This is a genomic window from Halolactibacillus alkaliphilus, from assembly GCF_900115465.1.
Lineage (GTDB): Bacteria > Bacillota > Bacilli > Bacillales > Amphibacillaceae > Halolactibacillus > Halolactibacillus alkaliphilus.
This window is the reverse complement of the sequence record NZ_FOWN01000002.1, coordinates 77084-97120: the sequence shown is the minus strand read 5'-3', so window position 1 is coordinate 97120 and position 20037 is coordinate 77084. Positions and strand designations below refer to the sequence as shown.

General features: G+C 38.3%; 19 protein-coding genes. All 19 read right to left on the bottom strand.

The window, feature by feature from the left end; translation table 11 throughout:
• Positions 1 to 3: 3 nt before the first annotated feature.
• The 19 genes from hslU to smc all read right to left on the bottom strand — a co-directional run bounded on the left by hslU (position 4) and on the right by smc (position 19977).
• A complete protein-coding gene (gene hslU, locus BM163_RS01635) occupies positions 4 to 1380 on the bottom strand; it encodes an ATP-dependent protease ATPase subunit HslU (protein WP_089799548.1) in 1377 nt (458 codons plus the stop codon).
• A 14-nt stretch (positions 1381 to 1394) separates the two neighbouring features.
• Positions 1395 to 1940 carry an ATP-dependent protease subunit HslV gene (hslV, locus tag BM163_RS01630; RefSeq protein ID WP_089799546.1) on the bottom strand — a complete coding sequence of 182 codons (546 nt, stop codon included), beginning with the start codon at positions 1938 to 1940 and terminating at the stop codon, positions 1395 to 1397.
• A 13-nt stretch (positions 1941 to 1953) separates the two neighbouring features.
• Positions 1954 to 2859 carry a tyrosine recombinase XerC gene (xerC, locus tag BM163_RS01625; RefSeq protein ID WP_089799543.1) on the bottom strand — a complete coding sequence of 302 codons (906 nt, stop codon included), beginning with the start codon at positions 2857 to 2859 and terminating at the stop codon, positions 1954 to 1956.
• Between the two features lie 333 nt (positions 2860 to 3192).
• Positions 3193 to 5271 carry a type I DNA topoisomerase gene (gene topA, locus BM163_RS01620; protein ID WP_089799541.1) on the bottom strand — a complete coding sequence of 693 codons (2079 nt, stop codon included), beginning with the start codon at positions 5269 to 5271 and terminating at the stop codon, positions 3193 to 3195.
• 130 nt (positions 5272 to 5401) lie between these two features.
• On the bottom strand, positions 5402 to 6301 hold the full coding sequence (dprA, locus tag BM163_RS01615) for a DNA-processing protein DprA (RefSeq protein ID WP_089799539.1): 900 nt from the start codon (positions 6299 to 6301) through the stop codon (positions 5402 to 5404).
• A gap of 167 nt (positions 6302 to 6468) precedes the next feature.
• Positions 6469 to 6756, bottom strand: coding sequence for an EscU/YscU/HrcU family type III secretion system export apparatus switch protein (locus tag BM163_RS01610; RefSeq protein ID WP_089799537.1), 288 nt, complete (start codon positions 6754 to 6756; stop codon positions 6469 to 6471).
• A complete protein-coding gene (locus tag BM163_RS01605) occupies positions 6753 to 8597 on the bottom strand; it encodes a TP0910 N-terminal domain-containing protein (RefSeq protein ID WP_089799535.1) in 1845 nt (614 codons plus the stop codon). The genes BM163_RS01610 and BM163_RS01605 overlap by 4 nt, the downstream gene beginning before the upstream one ends.
• A 26-nt stretch (positions 8598 to 8623) precedes the next feature.
• Positions 8624 to 9385 (bottom strand): ribonuclease HII, encoded by a 762-nt coding sequence (gene rnhB / locus BM163_RS01600; protein ID WP_174787609.1) that lies wholly within the window; start codon positions 9383 to 9385, stop codon positions 8624 to 8626.
• A gap of 189 nt (positions 9386 to 9574) precedes the next feature.
• Positions 9575 to 10432 (bottom strand): ribosome biogenesis GTPase YlqF, encoded by an 858-nt coding sequence (ylqF, locus tag BM163_RS01595; RefSeq protein ID WP_089799532.1) that lies wholly within the window; start codon positions 10430 to 10432, stop codon positions 9575 to 9577.
• A gap of 12 nt (positions 10433 to 10444) precedes the next feature.
• The gene (lepB, locus tag BM163_RS01590; RefSeq protein WP_089799531.1) at positions 10445 to 10969 is read right to left on the bottom strand and encodes a signal peptidase I; all 525 of its coding nucleotides are present in this window, start codon (positions 10967 to 10969) and stop codon (positions 10445 to 10447) included.
• Between the two features lie 218 nt (positions 10970 to 11187).
• Positions 11188 to 11529 (bottom strand): 50S ribosomal protein L19, encoded by a 342-nt coding sequence (rplS, locus tag BM163_RS01585; protein ID WP_089799528.1) that lies wholly within the window; start codon positions 11527 to 11529, stop codon positions 11188 to 11190.
• Positions 11530 to 11668: 139 nt separating this feature from the next.
• Positions 11669 to 12412, bottom strand: a complete 744-nt coding sequence (gene trmD, locus BM163_RS01580; RefSeq protein ID WP_089799526.1) for a tRNA (guanosine(37)-N1)-methyltransferase TrmD — start codon at positions 12410 to 12412, stop codon at positions 11669 to 11671.
• Positions 12402 to 12926, bottom strand: a complete 525-nt coding sequence (gene rimM / locus BM163_RS01575) for a ribosome maturation factor RimM (RefSeq protein WP_089799523.1) — start codon at positions 12924 to 12926, stop codon at positions 12402 to 12404. The genes trmD and rimM overlap by 11 nt, the downstream gene beginning before the upstream one ends.
• Positions 12927 to 13042: 116 nt before the next feature.
• Positions 13043 to 13270 (bottom strand): KH domain-containing protein, encoded by a 228-nt coding sequence (locus BM163_RS01570; RefSeq protein WP_089799521.1) that lies wholly within the window; start codon positions 13268 to 13270, stop codon positions 13043 to 13045.
• A 14-nt stretch (positions 13271 to 13284) separates the two neighbouring features.
• The gene (gene rpsP / locus BM163_RS01565) at positions 13285 to 13557 is read right to left on the bottom strand and encodes a 30S ribosomal protein S16 (RefSeq protein WP_089799519.1); all 273 of its coding nucleotides are present in this window, start codon (positions 13555 to 13557) and stop codon (positions 13285 to 13287) included.
• Positions 13558 to 13637: 80 nt separating this feature from the next.
• A complete protein-coding gene (ffh, locus tag BM163_RS01560) occupies positions 13638 to 14990 on the bottom strand; it encodes a signal recognition particle protein (RefSeq protein ID WP_089799517.1) in 1353 nt (450 codons plus the stop codon).
• A gap of 15 nt (positions 14991 to 15005) precedes the next feature.
• Positions 15006 to 15323, bottom strand: a complete 318-nt coding sequence (locus tag BM163_RS01555) for a putative DNA-binding protein (RefSeq protein ID WP_089799691.1) — start codon at positions 15321 to 15323, stop codon at positions 15006 to 15008.
• A 76-nt stretch (positions 15324 to 15399) separates the two neighbouring features.
• Positions 15400 to 16392, bottom strand: coding sequence for a signal recognition particle-docking protein FtsY (ftsY, locus tag BM163_RS01550; protein ID WP_089799515.1), 993 nt, complete (start codon positions 16390 to 16392; stop codon positions 15400 to 15402).
• 15 nt (positions 16393 to 16407) lie between these two features.
• Positions 16408 to 19977, bottom strand: a complete 3570-nt coding sequence (gene smc, locus BM163_RS01545; protein WP_089799513.1) for a chromosome segregation protein SMC — start codon at positions 19975 to 19977, stop codon at positions 16408 to 16410.
• Positions 19978 to 20037: the final 60 nt, after the last annotated feature.

Here is a 20037-nt window from a genome sequence, read left to right as displayed (position 1 = left end):
TTATTATAAAATAAATTGACTTAAGTCTTTATTTTGCGCAATCTTTGCTAATTTTTCATCGACATATTTAGGGGTAATTTCAATTTCTACCATCGCCATTCGATCTGCCTCAAATGATAAATCTTCTAACAATTTTTCCAAAATGGTGTGTAGGCGTCTTGCCCCAATATTGTCTGTTTCTTGATTAACATGAAAAGCAACTTCAGCTAATCGTTTTATCGCCTCATCCGTAAAGGTGACAGTGACCTCTTCTGTTTTCAATAGCGCTTGATACTGTTTCAACAATGCATTAGATGGTTCTGTAAGAATTTCAACAAAGTCATCAACAGTTAATTTTTCTAATTCCACCCTTACCGGAAATCTTCCTTGTAATTCCGGAATTAAGTCGGATGGTTTAGACATGTGAAAGGCACCCGCTGCAATAAATAAAATATGATCTGTCTTAACAGGACCATATTTCGTCACAACCGTAGAGCCTTCGATGATTGGCAAAATATCTCGTTGCACACCTTCTCGGGAGATATTCGCCTCACGTGATGATTGACCAGCTACTTTATCAATTTCATCTATGAAGACGATGCCGCTGTTCTCAACGCGATCACAAGCTGTCTGATAGACATCATCAAGGTCTATCAATTTAAGTGCTTCTTCCTGTTTTAACAGTTCTCGTGCTTCTTTTACCGTTAATTTTCTTTTCTTCATTTTCTTTGGCATCATCTGCGACAACATGTCTTGCATTTGTTCCATGCCTTGATTTACTCCGGTATCGAACATGCCCATCTGATGTTCTTCGATTTCAATTGTAACCAAAGTATCTTCTAATTCTCCAAGTGCCAATTGCTGTTTCATTTGTTGGCGTTTTTTTAGCTTGTCTTCTGTAGGCTCTGATTCTTCTGTTGCTGTCGATTCTTGATTAAAGAACATTTCAAATGGATTTTTAATCGTGTTCCCACTTTTCTTACCTGTTGGCACTAAGCAGTCAAGCAAACGATCATTGGCCAGTTTTTCAGCTTCATCTTGGACTAATGCCGTCCGCTCGTCTTTTTCTAATCGAATACTCGATTCAACTAAATCGCGAATCATCGATTCGACGTCGCGCCCGACGTAGCCAACCTCTGTAAATTTAGTCGCTTCAACTTTGATAAATGGCGCGCCTACTAATTTAGCTAATCGACGAGCAATCTCTGTTTTCCCTACGCCTGTAGGTCCAATCATAAGGATATTTTTAGGTGCAACTTCATCTATTAAATCTGGGCTAAGCCGCATCCGACGATAGCGATTCCTTAATGCGACGGCGACCGATCGTTTCGCTTGTTGTTGACCAATAATGTACTGATCAAGTTCAGCAACGATTTCTTTCGGTGTATATTCTTTATTCATTGACTCACCTCTAATTACACTAATTCCTCAATGACTAGTTGGTCATTGGTATATACACATATCTCACCAGCAATTGTTAGAGCATGCTCTGCAATGTTTCTCGCTGTTAAATGAGGTGCATAACGTTTTAGACTACGACCGCTCGCCAGTGCATAATTTCCACCGGAGCCAATCGCTAATATGTCATCATCTGGTTCAATAACTTCACCCGTCCCTGAGACGAGTAACATTGTTTCTTTATTCATGACAATTAACATCGCCTCTAGTTGACGCAACGCTTTATCACTTCGCCATTCCTTTGCCAATTCCACTGCGGCTCTTGTTAAGTTACCATTAAATTTCTCTAAATAAGCTTCAAATTTTTCGAATAATGTAAAAGCATCTGCAACCGAACCTGCAAATCCAGCTAATACATTGCCGTTAAATAATCGACGTACTTTTTTCGCTTTATGTTTCATTACGACAGCGTTCCCCATCGTGACTTGTCCATCACCACACATTGCGCATTGGCCGTTGTGCCTTACAGCAAAGATGGTTGTTGCATGGAATTGTTGCGTCATAACTTCACCTCATTTATTTCCTCTTAGCTCGTGGATGACTATTCATATATACATCCTTTAAACGATCTTTCGTTACATGTGTATATAGCTGGGTCGACGAAAGATGTGCGTGACCCAAAAGCTCTTGAACGCTTCTTATGTCTGCACCTTCATTGAGCAAATGCGTTGCAAACGTATGTCTTAGCGCATGTGGATGAACATGAGCCGTCAGAGCAGCTTGATCTGCCAACTTATTTAAAACTAACCGCATCCCACGCACTGTAAGAGGATTTCCCTTCGCATTTAAAAAAACTGCGTCCGTTTTATTGTCTTTAATTAATTGTCCTCTACCGTTTTTAATGTAACGTGTTAAGGCAGCTTCAGCATATGTTCCTACTGGAATGTAGCGTTCTTTTCTGCCTTTACCTAAAACTTTTACGGTGTGAAGTGAGAAATCAATATCACTTAAAGTTAACATTTGACATTCACTCACACGCATCCCTGTGGCATAAAGTAACTCAAGTAACGCTTGGTCTCTTTGTCCTAATGGTTGCGATAAATCACTTACCTCAAAGAGCTGTTCAAGCTCCTCGCGATACAAGAAATTCGGTAATTTTTTACTTTGTTTAGGTAGCCGCGTCCCCCTGAAGGGATTATCTAGCACATATTGTTCTCGTTCAAGAAACTTAAAGAACGTCCGTAATGTTGACAGCTTTCTTGCGACAGAACGGCGCGAAAGTGATTGATCGTATAAGTGCATTAAAAAAAGACGTACACACGCGTCATCAACTTCCTTCACAGATTGAATGCCTTCCTTTGTTAAAAAAACAAAAAATTGTTCAACATCCAATATGTACTCTTTAATCGTATAGGTAGAGGCGTTTTTCTCAACTTGCAAATACATTTTAAACTGATTTTTAAGGCTTGTAAATGCTTGCATGTCAAACCCCTTCCATGACTCCTATATTATCAAACGTACCATATTCCAATTATTTTAGCAACTAATTTACCGAATTGCTTTAAAAATCTGAATCCTCTAATATTATTGATCAAAATGCATGCGCTAATAACAGCTGCAATGACTACGTATGTCAAGTATATCTACTTACCAACGGTAAATTATATAGCTGTTTGAAATGATTGTCAATGCATATTCTTACAATGCGTTCATTTCTCATATCCGTTGAGCATATGTTTTATGTTTTTTGTGATTATTATCACAAAAAACATAAAAAAAGAGGTGCATCTACTGACGCACCCTTTTCTCCACTCTTTATGACTGTTGCTCTTCTTTATAATCACAACTTGAACACTGAATCTGCGTACCTTTTTTCACTTTCTTCTCTACAAGCATTTCTTCACATTTTGGACATGGCCGCTCAATCGGCTTATCCCATGATAAGAAATCACATTCAGGGTATTGGTCGCATCCATAGAACGTGCGTTTTTTCTTTGACTTACGTTCGACGATCTGACCTTTTTTACATTTAGGACAGTCAACCCCAATCTCTTTTAAGATTGGTTTCGTATTACGGCATTCCGGGAAATTTGAGCACGCCATAAATTTCCCATAGCGTCCCATCTTATAAACCATTTCAGAACCGCATTTTTCACATTGCTCACCTGCTGGTTCATCCTTGATTTCAATCTTTTCCATTTCTTTTTCGGCTTTTTGAAGTCGTTTTTCAAATCCTTGATAAAAGTCGTCGATAATCTTTATCCACTTTATTTCCCCGTCTTCAATTTGATCTAAGTCATGTTCCATTTGTGCAGTGAAATCAATATCAATGATTTCAGGGAAAAATTCAATAACCAAATCAATGACAATCTCGCCTAACTCCGTTGGAACAAAGCGCTTATTATCTAGACTGACATAACCACGTTTTTGAATCGTGTCAAGTGTAGGCGCATATGTTGACGGTCGACCTATCCCTTTTTCTTCCATCGTCTTGACAAGTCTCGCTTCTGTATAACGCGGAGGCGGCTGAGTAAAGTGTTGATTAGGCATGATTTTTTCGGAGCTTACTGTCATTCCTTCTTCTAATTCAGGTAACAGTCTGTCCTCTTCTTTTTTGTTATCATCATTGCCTTCAATATATACTTCCATAAATCCTTTAAATTTGATTTGTGAACCATTCGCTCTAAATTGAACCCCATTTTGATTTAATGTAACCGTTACCGTGTCCATAATCGCTGGCGACATCAAACTAGATGTAAAACGTTCCCAAATAAGTTTGTACAAACGGTACTGGTCTCTTGATAAAATAGCTTTCAATGAAGCGGGTGTTCTAAAGGCACTCGTTGGACGAATGGCCTCATGCGCATCTTGTGTCTTTTGTTTCGATTTAGAACTGCGATCAGCTCCTACGTAGTCCTTACCGTATTGTTGTTCAATAAATTGACGTCCTTCATTTCGAGCCGTTTCAGATAGTCGGGTTGAATCGGTACGCATATAAGTGATTAAACCAGTAATGCCACCTTCTTTTTTACCTAAGTCAATACCCTCATACAACTGTTGTGCAAGCATCATCGTCTTACGTGCTCTATAATTCAATTTACGAGCTGCTTCTTGTTGTAAAGAAGACGTCGTAAACGGCAAGGATGGGTTTCTTTTCCGTTCTTTCTTCTTCACTGATTCTACTTGAAACTCTTTACTAGGCATAAGCTTTAAAACATTATCAACATCTGCCTTGGTCGATAAGTTAACCTTTTCATTGTCTACGCGGTAAAATTGCCCTTCAAAAGACTCTTCCCCTTTATTAAACAGCCCTTCGATTGACCAGTATTCTTCAGGTTGAAAGTTTTTGATTTCATTCTCGCGGTCGATTATCATCTTAACCGCAACGGATTGAACTCGCCCCGCACTTAAGCCCTTCTTTACTTTTTTCCAAAGCAGCGGACTAATATTATAGCCCACCAAACGATCTAAGATGCGTCGACCTTGTTGAGCATCTACAAGATTCATATTGATAGCGCGAGGTTGCTTAAATGATTCTTTAATGGCATCTTTAGTAATTTCATTAAAGACCACTCGACAATCTGAATCTTCATCAATATTAAGTGCATGTGCTAAATGCCAAGCAATCGCCTCTCCTTCACGATCCGGATCGGCTGCGAGATAGACTTTCTTCGCTTTTTTTGCGGCTGTTTTTAACTCTTTTAACACAGGACCTTTCCCACGAATGGTAATGTACTTTGGTTTATAATCATTTTCATAGTCGATCCCCATTTGAGACTTCGGTAAGTCAATCACATGTCCCATAGAAGCTTTAACTTTGTATTTTTTACCTAAATAGCGTTCAATTGTTTTCGCCTTTGCTGGCGACTCTACTATAACTAAATAATCTGCCATATCTTCCCCTCCAAGAGGTCTAGTTTTCCAGATTTAAAATATCTGTGAAATCTCCACTATTATTAAATAGAAGTTTAGCATTTGTCAAATAAAGTTTCAAAAAAGTTATGCTTTTCACATAGTTTTTTCTCTATTTATTGTTAATACTTTTCCACATAACCTTATTCTCTCGCCATTCCTCTTCTATATCTTGGGTATTTTGTACCAATTTTGCTCCTTGTTGAATTAGATCATGGCAACCTTGTGTATTCGGGTTAAGAATATCCCCCGGAACAGCCATAACAATCCGACCCTGTTCTAGTGCTTGATCAGCAGTAATCATCGTCCCACTTTTTCGTTTTGCTTCTATAATACATGTAGCAAAACCAAGCGCACTGATTAAACGATTACGCTCTGGAAAGTGATACCTTTCTGGCTTCACATCTATAGGGTACTCTGAAATTACCAATTGATTTCGGCACATGTCATGAAATTGTGCACGCGTTTCATATGGATATGGATGGTTAAAACCACCAGCAATCACACCAATCGTTCTCCCCCCATTTGTACAGGCTAATTGATGCGCAAAACTGTCTATACCTTTAGCTAGTCCAGATACAATTACATAGTCACTTACTAGAGGCAAAAGTAATTGACTCATTCTTTGTTTTACATTGACTGTTGGTTGCCTTGATCCGATGATACTGATACGCTTTAACGTCTTTAACAAGTCCACATCACCTAACCCGTAAAAAACGATTGGGGCATCAGGGATTGTTCTAAATACGTCGGGATAATCCGCATCGAGTACCGTCCACGTCTTGTACGTTCGCTTTAAAGAAGTATAGCGGGCTATCCGCGCAGGATTATTTAAAGCACCTGCTAACAAGGTGCGGTGTTTAACTGATAAAAAACGTGCTAGGTCCAAAGCGTCTGATTGAATAGCATGATAATATGAACGATGGCCCGTTCCGACCAATTGGTGTAGCTTCTTTCTACTGATACGAGTTTCTTCATACAAATAGATCAAACAATCTCGATTATTTAGCATAGTTTGCTCCTTAAGTGTTTTTCATCAGTGTAAAACGACGATCGATCACTTGTCGATAGCGAACCGTCATGGCTAAGAAACGAAATATTTAAAAAAACACCTAATTATACCCTTAATTCGAAAAAAGAGCAGGAATCATAGCACCTGCTCTCAATTGACCTAGATAGTTATTTTTCTCGTTGTGCCTCATCAAGTTGATAAATAAAAGCAAATACTTCCGCAACAGCCAAATAAAGCTCATCTGGAATAGCTTCGTTTATATTTATTTGCGATAATATTTCCACGAGACTCTGATCCTGCTGAATAGGAACACCGGCCTCACTAGCCCGCTCTATAATCTCATCGGCAACATAACCTTGTCCTTTCGCTGAGACAATAGGGGCCATATCACGCGTTTGATCGTAGCGAAGTGCAATCGCCTTTTTTAGATGGTGTGGTAATTTTTGCGATGTCATGCCTTTACATCCCACCCTTTATAATCTTGAGGTTGCTTAAAGCTCTGTTTATGTGTAACCGTATCCTCATGGTCTTTAAAAGGCCGATGATGAATAGACGTTAAATGATAATCAAGCGACGCCATTCCTTTTATTAGTGATGGTTTAAATGGTTCAATGAGAGGTTTAAGGTCCTGATTATTAATGACAGTTAATTGTACTAACCGATTTTGAACACCCATATCAACAATCGTTTCACCAATCGCACCTAATTCTAAATGAATTGCGATATGACAATAGTCTGGATTTAGCGCACCCGTTTCACTTTTTTGACCATACATTTCAAGGTAAACAGCTTGTTCGTTATCTGTGACAATTGGCAGTGTTATGCCGTAATGAATAAAATGTTCATCTTGTCTGACAATGCTCATCTGTTGATCTGTTAGTCCTTGAAGTAATTGATCAAGTGCAGGTAAATTTCCCTTTGTGGATTGTTGTACCTCAAGTAATAACTGTTTAAGATTTTGACTCACATCATATGTCTCTATTAACTGATGCTCATAGTTTAATCCTGACCGAAGTAAATAGTCTTTCACCCCAATGAAAAATTGTTGCTCCACTGGGAGTGTATCTATTAAGCCACTCCCTTTGATTAATGGCGTCAACACTTTAACTTCGGCCTGTGTTAACTGTTGGTCAATTAGAGGTTTTAAGGCATCTTTTATTTGTTGATGAGACAAATCACTCGGCCTGCTCATTAACTTACTAAGCGTTTCTGCTTGTACATCTGTCAACCGATTATTAAGTTTATTTAGTAGTGATGACTCCAGTTCTAGCTGTTCCCTTAGGCGGTTCATACCAAGCACTAATTCCGCTTCAGTTTTTATCGGATAGCTAATACTTTTATCAGGCACTTTATCGAGCGCTACTTGTATGGCTTCCTTTGTAATTAGGTGCGTTTTTGGTACAGCGGATTCTTTTGGTAACCATTGTTTTAGCGCATCACGATTGACATTTAGAAATTGCTCCCGTTCTTGCTGGTTTAACGGTTGTCTAGTTTGGCTCAACCATTGTTTTAATTGAATAATTTTTTTGTCATCAAGGCCGAGTTGATTATTGAGTAGTTCTGCTAATAGTTTCGGCAACGATGACTCGCTTGAAACTGTCAGTCCCTTTGATATCAACGCGTGTGATAAAGCACGCAATTTGTCTGCAGCTTCGACTGAGACGGTTTCAGTTGGTGAGGCAATTGTTGTCTTCATCGTATTTAGGAACTCCAGGAGTTGCGTTTTTGACTCCGAAGCACTTAAAGATGACAATTGTTGCATAAGGAACTCAAAGCCGTCTTGTGGACTCTCTAGCGTCATTTGAGACATAGCTGTCACGATACCACTTGAGAATGGCAGCTGATGCTTAATTAACGTCATAAGTGCCTGAGCGGTTTTTTCATTCGGTTGTTGCTGATAAAGAACAAGCGCTTCTTTAAATTGACTTAGCTTTACCGGTATATTATTAAGTAAAAACCGGCTTAATAATTGCTCCGACTCTTTTGTGACTGGCACACCCATATTTTTTAAGACAGCACTGAGTGAGGCTTCCCCTTTCACTGTTTGCTGTTCAATCATTTTAAGTTCTGGTGTATCCCCAGAGGAGACGACTTCAAATACATAACTCTGGCCTTTTTCAACAGGCACTTCTAACTTAGCTGTCACTTGTTGCTGCCCCATTTTAATTGTCGCCATTTGATCCGGATGTAGTTGATCAATGGCACCTTTAATAATTTGGCCTTTAGTCAAGGACATTTTTTGATTAGGCTGTGCATGTTTAAATGATGGCTTTATCTGTAGATTCTGGACCTGCATCTGATCACCTTCCTCATTTGACCATTTTAAAGATAGCCTTTAACCGGCGCAAAAGATCGTCGATGTATCGGTGTTACACCGTATGTCTCTAGCCCATGTAAGTGTTTTTTTGTTCCATAACCTTGATTATTAATGAAGTCATACCCCGGGTATGTGAAGTCATAGGCTTTCATCATATTATCACGTGTTACCTTTGCAATAACACTGGCAGCCGCAATTGAAATACTTTTCAAATCACCTTTAATTAGCGATTGCTGCGGTATATCAATGGTCAAATCAATCGCATCAAGCAAAAGATAGTCTGGAGTCAATGAAAGTTTGTCAATGGCTTGTAGCATTGCGGATTTAGATGCTTCCAATATATTAATTTCATCAATAATCGCTGGCTCAACCAATCCTACACCAATTGCTAATGCTTGTTCTGTAATTGCTTCAAAGTAGTATTCGCGTTTAGTAAGCGAAAGCTTTTTTGAATCTGTTAATCCCATTAAGTCACAGGACTCAGGCAAAATAACCGCAGCAGCAACAACAGGTCCAGCAAGTGGCCCCCGACCAACTTCATCAATACCACAGATACGCTGATAACCTTCTAAACGTATCAGTCGTTCATATTTAAACTTTTCTTCGTAAGTTTCTTTGTCTTGTTTATATTGTCGTTGTTTTTTATAATAGCGGTCAAGCAATTGCTGGACACCTTTTCTATGATCTTGTTCAAGCATTTTTACTAGATGTGGCTCTGGGGCATTATTTAACATTGTTTTAATTTCTCTTATCGATTGCGTCATCACATTACCTACTCTCTTACTGTATATATCGTGCCGATAAACAAAATGTTTAAAAACTTTTGATTGACTTTAACCATTACTTGTTTAAAGGTGATTCAGGTCTACTCAATGATTGTGCCTTATTCTTCTGATGATCGAAAGCAGGCGTACTTCACCCATATCAGATTAAAATATGTAATCAAAAGACGCACTTTAATTAAGTGCGTCTTCTGGTAGTTCTAAAGATATCAACCCTAATTTACCTGAACGGTAATCGCGGATAATTAATTCAGCTGTCTTATCGTAATCTACTTGATTACCCGAACTTAAAGCACCTCGCAGACGGCCAATATGATCAAAAATAGTGACAATATCTTGGTCTAAGTCCTCGATTTGATAGCGTTCCATTAATACGCTCGGATAATGTTCCTGTAAAAAGCGTAATAAAAAGACAGCTAAATCGTCCATATGAAGGATTTGATCCTTAATCGTCCCTAGACAAGCTAGACGATAACCAATAACCTCATCTTCAAATTTAGGCCATAAGATTCCTGGCGTATCCAGCAATTCAAAATCTTTTTTCACCTTAATCCACTGTTGACTCGTTGTTACACCCGGACGATCACCCGTTTTGGCTATTTTCTTGTTTGCTAAACGATTAATCAACGTTGATTTACCCACGTTTGGAATACCAATAATCATCGCTCTGGCAGCACGTGGCTTGATGCCTTTCTTGCGCATTCGTTCCATTTTATCATGAGCCATAAGTTTAGCGGTCTCTACTACTTTTTTTATGTCTTCTTTACGATTAACATCAACACTGATTGCTCGCTCTCCACGCGCATTAAAATACGCAATAAAAGCTTCCGTCACCTTAGGATCAGCTAAATCTTGTTTCATTAGGACACGCATTTTCGGTTTTTGATTAAGAATTTCTTTTAACATTGGGTTCTCAGATGCAAAGGGTGCACGCGCATCCACTAATTCAATAACAAAGTCTACGAGTTTTAATTTTTCCTGTACTTGTCGCCTTGCTTTGGCCATGTGGCCAGGGAACCATTGTATCGGCATATACTTCACTCCTTACCGAATTAAATTAAAATTATCTAATGGCCAATACCTTAAAAAGGCACGACCCGTTATCTTTTCTTTTGCTACTAAACCAATTGTTCGACTATCTGTTGAATTTGTTCGATTATCCCCTAAAACAAGGTAATAGCCATCCGGAATCGTTTGATGTCCCTGCTCAATATCTTCAATAGTAAAATCATTCGTATACTGATTTACATCTCTTAAAAAATACTCTTCAACCTTCTGATTATTGACAAACAATTGATTGTCGCGATACTCGATTGCCTCACCAGGCAAACCAATAATACGTTTGATATAATCTTTCTGTTTCGTTGCATTAAAAACAACGATATCAAATCGCTCTGGCTCATTAAAATAATAAGATACTTGCTCCATCATTAAAAAATCACGATTGTGAAGTGTTGGTTCCATAGAGCTTCCATCAATTGAAATGGGAGTTAATACAAACGTGCGTAAGAGGTAAACGCTTAGCACTATCAACAAAATCGTCATTAAATTACTAATAATATTCTTCATATACTCACTCCGCAAGAGACGTATAGACGCCGGCATTTATTATACGTGTATCACGCCGATTAATATTTATGTTGAGCTTAGATAAGTTACATTCTTTTTCTTCTTAATTATAACATCTAAGCCATTAATTGAACCTTCATCCTAGAAAAACATCTATTTTTTCGTTAAAAAAAGGAGCTTGATACTTCAAGCTCCTTTTTTGATCTTTTTTCTTTTGATTAGCGTAGTTCTTTAATACGTGCAGCTTTACCACGTAAGTTACGTAGGTAATAAAGTTTTGCACGACGTACTTTACCGCGACGTAGAACTTCGATCTTATCGACACGTGGTGAGTGTACTGGGAAAGTACGTTCAACACCAACACCATAAGAAATTTTACGTACAGTGAAAGTCTCACTGATTCCGCCATTTTGACGCTTGATAACGACACCTTCATAAACCTGAATACGTTCACGTGTACCTTCGACAACTTTCACGTGTACCTTTACCGTATCACCAGCTTTGAATTGTGGGCGATCGCGTAATTGATCTTTTGTAATGTCTGCAATTAATTGTTGCATGTGTATACACTCCTTCTTCACTAATGTTCATAAAAGAAGAACTCTTAAAGCGGAACATTGTTTTCACTTAAGTCTTTTGCTCAAGTCCAACAGTTACTATATCATATTGCACTAAAAAAAACAAGCGAAATCAGCTGGATTATTGATTTTTTTCTTCTTGTTTAATCTCTTCTAACCATGCCCGCTCTTCTTTTGACAATACGTAGCTCTCCAGTAGATCAGGTCTTCTAAGAAACGTCCGTCTAAGTGATTCTTTTTTACGCCACTCTTCGATTTTACCGTGATGTCCCGAACGAAGTACTTCTGGCACCTCATACCCCTTAAACTCCGCTGGCCGCGTATAATGTGGGTGTTCTAACAGACCTGTTGAGAATGAATCTTCTTTTGCTGATATTTCGTTACCTAAACCTTCTGGCAATAATCTCACCACGCTATCAATAACGACCATCGCTCCAAGTTCGCCACCGGTTAATACAAAATCGCCAATCGATATTTCATCCGTAACTAAGTGTTCTCGAATTCTTTCATCGTATCCTTCGTAATGCCCGCAAATAAAAATTATATGTTCCTCTTCAGCTAGTTCTTCCGCCTTTTTTTGAGTAAAGCGCTCGCCTTGAGGGCACATTAAGATCACTCTCGGTGACTTTTCAGTTGATTGTTGAATAGACGCTACTGCGGCAAATATAGGCTGTGGCATAAGCACCATACCTGCTCCACCACCATAAGGATAATCATCCACTTTATTATGTTTATTATCAGCATAAGTCCGAAAGTCATGTGTTTGATAAGAAAACACATGATTTTCTTGTGCTTTTTTCAAGATAGATGATTGCAGCACACCATCAAACATGTTTGGAAAAAGCGTTAAAATATCAATCTTCATCCGGCAACAAACCTTCCATTGGTTCAATTGTCACCCGTTTTTGTTCAACATCAACCACTTTAACAACATCTTCAATATATGGAATTAATAAATCTTTTTGACCCGCTTGTTTCACTACCCATACATCATTTGCACCTGGACTTAATATCTCTTTAATCTCGCCAAGTTTTTTTCCTGTTGTTGTTTCTACGTTACACCCTAAAATCTCGTGGTAATAATACTCATGTTCATCGAGTGGTGTTTGGTAATCTGCGGTGATCTTAAGTATACTTTCTTTTAACGGTTCTACTTCATTAATATTTGAATACTCTTCAAACATTAACATGTCAAACCCTTTATGCATACGATGGGATTTCACCGTCACGATTAACGGTTTTAAAGCATTTTTTTGAAAGAGGAAGAGTGACTGACCAGGTTTAAAGCGATCCTCGAAATCAGTGATTCTTACAACCTTTACTTCACCTTTAATGCCATGTGTATTAACTATTTTCCCTACGTTAAAATATGTTGTCATCGTTTCACCTCATTAATTTATTTTTTCATCTCAAGAGCGACCTCACTCGCTATTCAGACGAAAAAATAAAACAGCACATGATGCAGAAAACAGGGAAAGGTTACCCTTCCCCTGTTTTACATGATGTCTAGATAAATACGTTTTTTAGTATCTGTTCCAGCTGCATAAACAATCGTACGAATTGATTTAGCAATACGTCCATTCTTCCCAATCACCTTACCAACATCCTGTTCGTTAACAATTAAATGAAAAACAAGTTTGTTTTGTTCTTCTTTTACTTCAACATGAACATCTTCAGGATAATCAACAAGCGGCGCTACGATTGATGTTATCAAGGCTTCCATGTGATCACACTACCTTATTTTTGGTTTTTTGAGTCGTGGAATTTTTTCATGATGCCTTCTTTAGAGAATAAATTGCGAACAGTGTCTGATGGTTTTGCACCATTAGCCATCCAGTTCATTGCTTTTTCTTCATCTAATTTCACTTCAACCGGGTTTGATACCGGATTGTATGTGCCGATTTGTTCGATGATACGTCCATCACGTGGCGCACGCGCATCTGCAACTACCACACGGTAAAACGGGTTACGCTTAGACCCCATACGCTTTAAACGAATTTTTACTGCCATGTTTTTGCACCTCCATTAAAAATGTATTTCACAAGTTTAGATTGTATCAGATTGTTTGACGTCTGTAAAGTGTTTTTACATTACATAAACGGAAAATTGAGTCCTTTTTTCTTTTTCCCCTTTTTCCCGCCTTGCATACCAGACATTTGTTTCATCATTTTTTTCATTTCGTCGAATTGTTTTAATAAACGATTCACTTCGGCTATTGGCCGCCCAGACCCTTTAGCAATACGCTTTTTACGACTTGCATTCATTACACTTGGATCTTGTCGTTCTTTTTTTGTCATCGATTGAATAATGGCTTCTACATGAACCAATTGTTTTTCATCAATTTGAACATTTTTTAAGCCTTTCATCTTATTTGCACCTGGCAACATACCTAATATTTCATCAAGCGGCCCCATGCTTTTGACTTGTTCCATCTGGTCAAGAAAATCATCAAACGTAAAACTAGCTGAGCGCATTTTTTGTTCCAGTTCTTTCGCTTTCTTCTCATCAATATTTTCTTGGGCTTTTTCAATCAATGTTAATACGTCACCCATGCCTAATATACGAGAAGCCATACGCTCTGGATGGAACGCTTCAAGCTCATCTAATTTTTCGCCCATCCCAGCAAATTTGATTGGTTTATCAGTCACCGCACGAATAGACAACGCTGCACCACCACGGGTATCGCCATCAAGCTTTGTTAAAACAACACCTGTTACATCAAGTGTTTGATCAAATGTTTCAGCCACATTAACAGCATCTTGACCTGTCATTGCATCTACAACTAAAAAGATTTCATCTGGATTAATTTCCGTTTTGATTTCTGTTAATTCACCCATTAAATTTTCATCGATATGAAGACGACCTGCCGTATCAACAATTACATAATCTAGGTGCTCTTCTTTCGCGTGAGCAATGGCCTCTTTAGCAATATCTACAGGTTTTTTTTCTGTCCCTTGACTAAAAACTGGAATCCCCAATTGCTTTCCTACCGTTTCTAACTGGTCAATCGCAGCTGGACGGTATACATCGCACGCAACTAATAACGGCTTTCGATTATGTTTTTTTCTTAATAAGTTCGCTAGTTTACCTGAGGTTGTTGTTTTACCCGCCCCTTGCAAACCAACCATCATAATAACGGTCGGCGGACGATCCGCCACTTTAATTTTACTCTGTTCACCACCCATTAAAAGAGCTAGCTCTTCTTTTACAATCTTAATTACCTGTTGTCCGGGCGTTAAACTATCCATAACTTCTGCTCCGACGGAGCGTTCCTTAATTTTTTTCACAAAATCTTTTACAACTTTAAAGTTAACATCCGCTTCTAAGAGTGCTAGACGGACCTCACGGGCCATTTCTTTTACATCTTGTTCGGATACTTTCCCTTTACCGGTCATTTTTTTAATTGTACTTTGCAGACGATCTGCTAAACCTTCAAATGCCATACGAGAAATCCCCTCCTAATCTAATTCTTTTAACGTTTGAATATCAGCTAATAATGCTTTGTCAGTTACTTTTGTTTCAAGCTCTTTTATTAACGTTTGTCGTTTTAGAAATTTTTCATACAATTTCAATCGTTCTTCATAAGATTCAAGCATTTTTTCTGTTCGTTTAATATTATCATAGACCGCTTGCCTAGAGACTTCAAATGTATCAGAAATTTCTCCTAAAGAGTAATCTTCCAAATAGTATAATTCCATGTAACTTCGCTGCTTAGCTGTAAGCAACGCCTGATAAAAATCCAGCAGGAAGTTAATTCGCGTTGTTTTTTCTAACATCATTGTGATCACTCCTTGTTAAGTAAAAAAACTTTACATTATGAATACTAGACGATAACTACACACTCGTCAAGCCTTACTCTTCCGATAACATATCGCTAAAAATTCCATAGACAAAAGCCTGCGGATCAAACGGTTCTAAATCAGTCATTTTTTCACCAAGACCTACGTATTTCACTGGTATATTAAGTTCTTTTCTAATAGCTAAAACGATCCCACCTTTAGCAGTTCCATCAAGCTTTGTTAGAATAATCCCTGTCACATCTGTTGCCTGTTGGAATGTCTTTGCCTGAATTAATGCATTTTGGCCTGTTGTAGCATCTAATACGAGTAACACATCATGCGGAGCACCTGGAATTTCGCGTTCAATAACGCGTTTAACCTTACTTAGTTCATTCATTAAATTCACTTTATTTTGAAGACGTCCCGCCGTATCGCAAAGCAACACGTCCGCGCCACGTGATTTAGCTGCTTGAATACCATCAAACATGACAGCAGCAGGGTCACTGCCCTCACTTTGTTTAATAACATCAACACCTACACGCTCACCCCATACAGACAACTGTTGAATCGCACCTGCTCTAAACGTGTCCCCAGCAACCAGTAATACTTTTTTACCTTCTTGAGCTAATTGATATGCTAACTTACCAATGGACGTTGTTTTCCCAACACCATTTACCCCAACAAATAAAATAACACTTAATCCATCCTCTTGTAAATTTAATGGTGCTGTTACTTCAAAGTCATCACCTGCATATATTTCAGCCAGTTTTTCAGATATAAGACCTTTTAATTCATAAGCATCTTTTATGTTTTGGCGTTTAGCTTCCATCTCCAATTCTTCTACGAGAGCCATCACCGTATTCACACCAACATCTGCTGAAATAAGAACTTCTTCTAAGTCTTCAAAAAAGTCTTCATCTACCGTGCGATAACGCGCAACGAGATCATTGAGTTTTGATGAGAAAGATTGACGCGTTTTTGATAACCCTTCTTTGTACTTATCTGACATTTCCTCTGTTTCTTTTGTTTGTGAAAACTTGTCTTTTAATTTTTTTAAAAAACTCATACTTCTCCCTCTTTCTTATCCTTCTTGTAAAATAGTTGCTGTCTCCTCTAATTTAACTGAGACAAATCTAGAGACACCTGATTCTTGCATCGTTACGCCATAGAGAACATCAGCACCTTCCATTGTACCTTTTCTATGCGTAATAACAATAAATTGTGTCTTCTCACTATAGTCTTTTAAATACCGGCTAAACCGCTCAACGTTTGCTTCATCTAAAGCTGCTTCAACCTCGTCTAGTACACAAAAAGGTACAGGTCTTACACGTAATATACTAAATAATAAAGCAATCGCTGTAAGTGCACGTTCACCACCCGATAACAGAGCCAATTGTTGCGCTTTTTTACCTGGCGGTTGCGCTTTAATTTCAACCCCAGTGCCTAGTAAATCCGTAGGGTCCGTTAACATAAGTTCAGCATGTCCACCACCAAATAATTGTCGGAACACTTCCGCAAAAGCAGCTTTTATTTGAACAAACGTTGCCTCAAAACGCTTTTCCATCTCTGTGTCCATTTCAAAAATAACATCATACAACGTCTCTTTAGCTTCAAGCAAATCTTGTTTTTGATGCGTTAAAAATTCAAAACGCTCATTGATACGCTCGTACTCATCTATTGCCCCAATATTAACAGCACCTAGCTCTTCGATGTCACGTTTAAGCAACTTAACTTTCTCTTTTTCTTGCGCTAACTGATCAACTTTTTCTGTTTCTTTAGTTAAGCGTTCAAAACTGATTTCATATGTTTCTTGAAGATAAGTTAAACGATTTTCTAATTCAACATCTAAGCGATTCGCTTTTACTTCGATGCGGTTTTTTTCTTCTTTTTTTGCGGTTAACTGATTTCTGGCGGTTTTTTGTTCATCTTCTTTTGTTTCAACTACCGTTTGTAAGTTTAACCGCTGTTCTCGTTGCTGTTGAATAGTTTTTAGTAACGCTTGCTTTTCAACATCTAACATTTTTACAGCAGCAGCCACCTCTGTTTTAGAAGCGAGCTGTTGTTTTTTGTTAGTGAGTCCTTCAATCGTCATTGTGAGTTCGTGGATTGATTTAGTGAGTTCCGCTTCTTTGGTATTAGCTTCCGTTAATTTTTCTAGTTGGTATTCACACGCTTTTGCTTGCTCCGCTCTTTCAATCGTTAACTTTTGTAGTTGTTGATCATAGTCTTTTTGGTAAGCAGTGTGATGCTTTTTCTCTTCTTCTAATTCATTAATCGATTGTTTTAAGTGCGCTAAGTGTACTCTTAAAGCAGAAAGTTTGTTTTTTGTTTCTTTCTGCTTTGAACTAAGTTGGTCTTTATCGACATTAAACGTCTCTAATAATCTCACATTATAATGATGACTTTCTTCTTGGTGTTTTAATTCAACCGCGGCTGCTTTTCTTTCATCTTCTCGTTCGTTTAAACGCACACGGTCATTCTCTATCTCTTTTAGTCTAGCATTTACATCTGTCTCAAGCGCAAAACATGTCGCTTCCTTTTCCTTAATCGATTGTACAAAGGCGTATGTGCGCTTCTCAAAAGCAATCAGTTTCTCTGACACATGCTTCAATTCGGTCTCTCGAGAAAATAGCGACGACTGCTGACGCTTCATTGCGCCACCTGTCATCGAACCACCCGGGTTAACAATATCTCCTTCAAGGGTAACAATTCGAAATTTCCGGTCTACTAAGCGCGCCAGTTCATTCGCATCTTTTAAAGTCTTAGCAATAATTGTTTGACCGAGTAGATACTCTACAACCGTTTGATAACGCGTATCCGATTGAACGACATCACTCGCAACAGCAACAAAACCAGCATGATGAGTCAACTGTTGCTTGTAACTTGTAGGTAAAAACCGTGACTTTATTGTCGCTAACGGATAAAAAGTAGCGCGCCCTGCATTTTCGTTTTTCAAGTACCTAATGGCTTCACGAGCAGATGCTTCACTCTCAACAATCACATGTTGTGATTGAGCACCAATAGCTGTTTCCATAGCCAGTTGATACGATTGCGGAATTTCCACTAATTCGATAACCGCCCCACATATACCTTTTAATACACCTTTATCTCTTGCTTTAAGAACTGTCTTAACTCCTTGATAAAACCCTTGGAAACTTTCTTTCAACTCGTCAAGCATGTCCTTTTTTGACTGGAGTTGATCGATTTGACGTTCTGCATGGCGACGTTTATCATACATGTCTTTTAATTGTGTTTCTTCATGTTTTAACTGTGTTTTTAATGCATTTACTTTTTCTTCTTTGTCTTTTAGTCTGTCGCCAAGTTTTACGGTATCTTCAGATATTGTTACTAAACGTTGGCGTAACGTTTCACACAATCGTTCCTTTTCCATTACCTGAGCTTTAAAATCAAACGCTTTATTTGCTAAATTATTTTGTTCATCTTCATACGACTCCAATGCGTGTTTTAATCTAGCCTCTTCATTTAAAGAATCAATGTACTCGCTTTTTTTATCTTCAATAGCTTGGTCTAAATCCTCAACTGATACGGTTAATTTCTCTTTTATTTGTTTCAGCTGCTCATCTAGACGCTGTAAATGCGTGTGCATCTGTTGATAACTCACATCCGCCGTCTCTGTTAATGCGCGTTGACTTTCTAGTTTGTTTTCAATCGCTTGTTTATCTTTTATTACTTTTTCTAATGATTGCTCTTGATAACGTTCGCGTTCCAGCAACAATTTGTGCTCGCCCGTTTGTTGTTCGAGTTTCTCCGTGACCGTTAATAATTGTTGTTGTGATGTTTGTATAGCCTCATCCAACTGAGCTAACTCGTCATGCATCTGATCATTTATTCTTTCTTGCTTATCTAACTTTAGTTGATCCGCTCTTAAGTCATCTTTAAATCGATCAATCGTTCCTAGCAGCGCCTTCCAATCCGTTAGCATTGTATCGATTTCCGTATGGAGTACACGTTTTTCTATCTCGGTTAACTGATCCCTTTTATTGAGGAAATCTTTAGCAACTGTCGCTTGTTCAAGGAGCGGTTCACGTTGTTGGTCAATCTCATGAAGGATATCTTCTACTCGGTTGAGGTTTTCTTCTGTTTCGACCAATTTGAACTCTGCTTTTTTCTTGCGCTGCTTGTATTTAAGAACACCTGCTGCTTCTTCAAATATAATGCGGCGTTCTTCTGCTTTAGAGCTCAGAATCTCTTCAACTTTCCCCTGGCTAATGATTGAAAATGCTTCTCGTCCTAAACCAGAGTCTAAAAATAAATCAACAATATCTTTTAGACGACATGATTCTTTATTTATGTAAAATTCACTCTCACCTGATCGATAAACACGACGGGTTACACTCACTTCATTATAATCAAGTGGTAATAGACCAGAGCGGTTGTCTAAAGTCAACGTCACTTCCGCCATATTCAAAGGCTTACGTGTATCACTTCCTTGAAAAATAATGTCTTCCATCTTCGTACCGCGTAAAGACTTCGCTGACTGCTCACCTAGTACCCACCTGATTGCATCTGTCACATTGCTTTTACCACTACCATTTGGGCCGACTACAGCTGTTACGCCCGGCACAAAATCGACATGGATTTTTTCGGCAAAGGATTTAAATCCGACCGATTCTAATTTTTTTAAATACATATAGACGTCACCTTTTCTATTAAAACAAAAGATTTTTTAGACTTTTGTTTCTTTTTCACC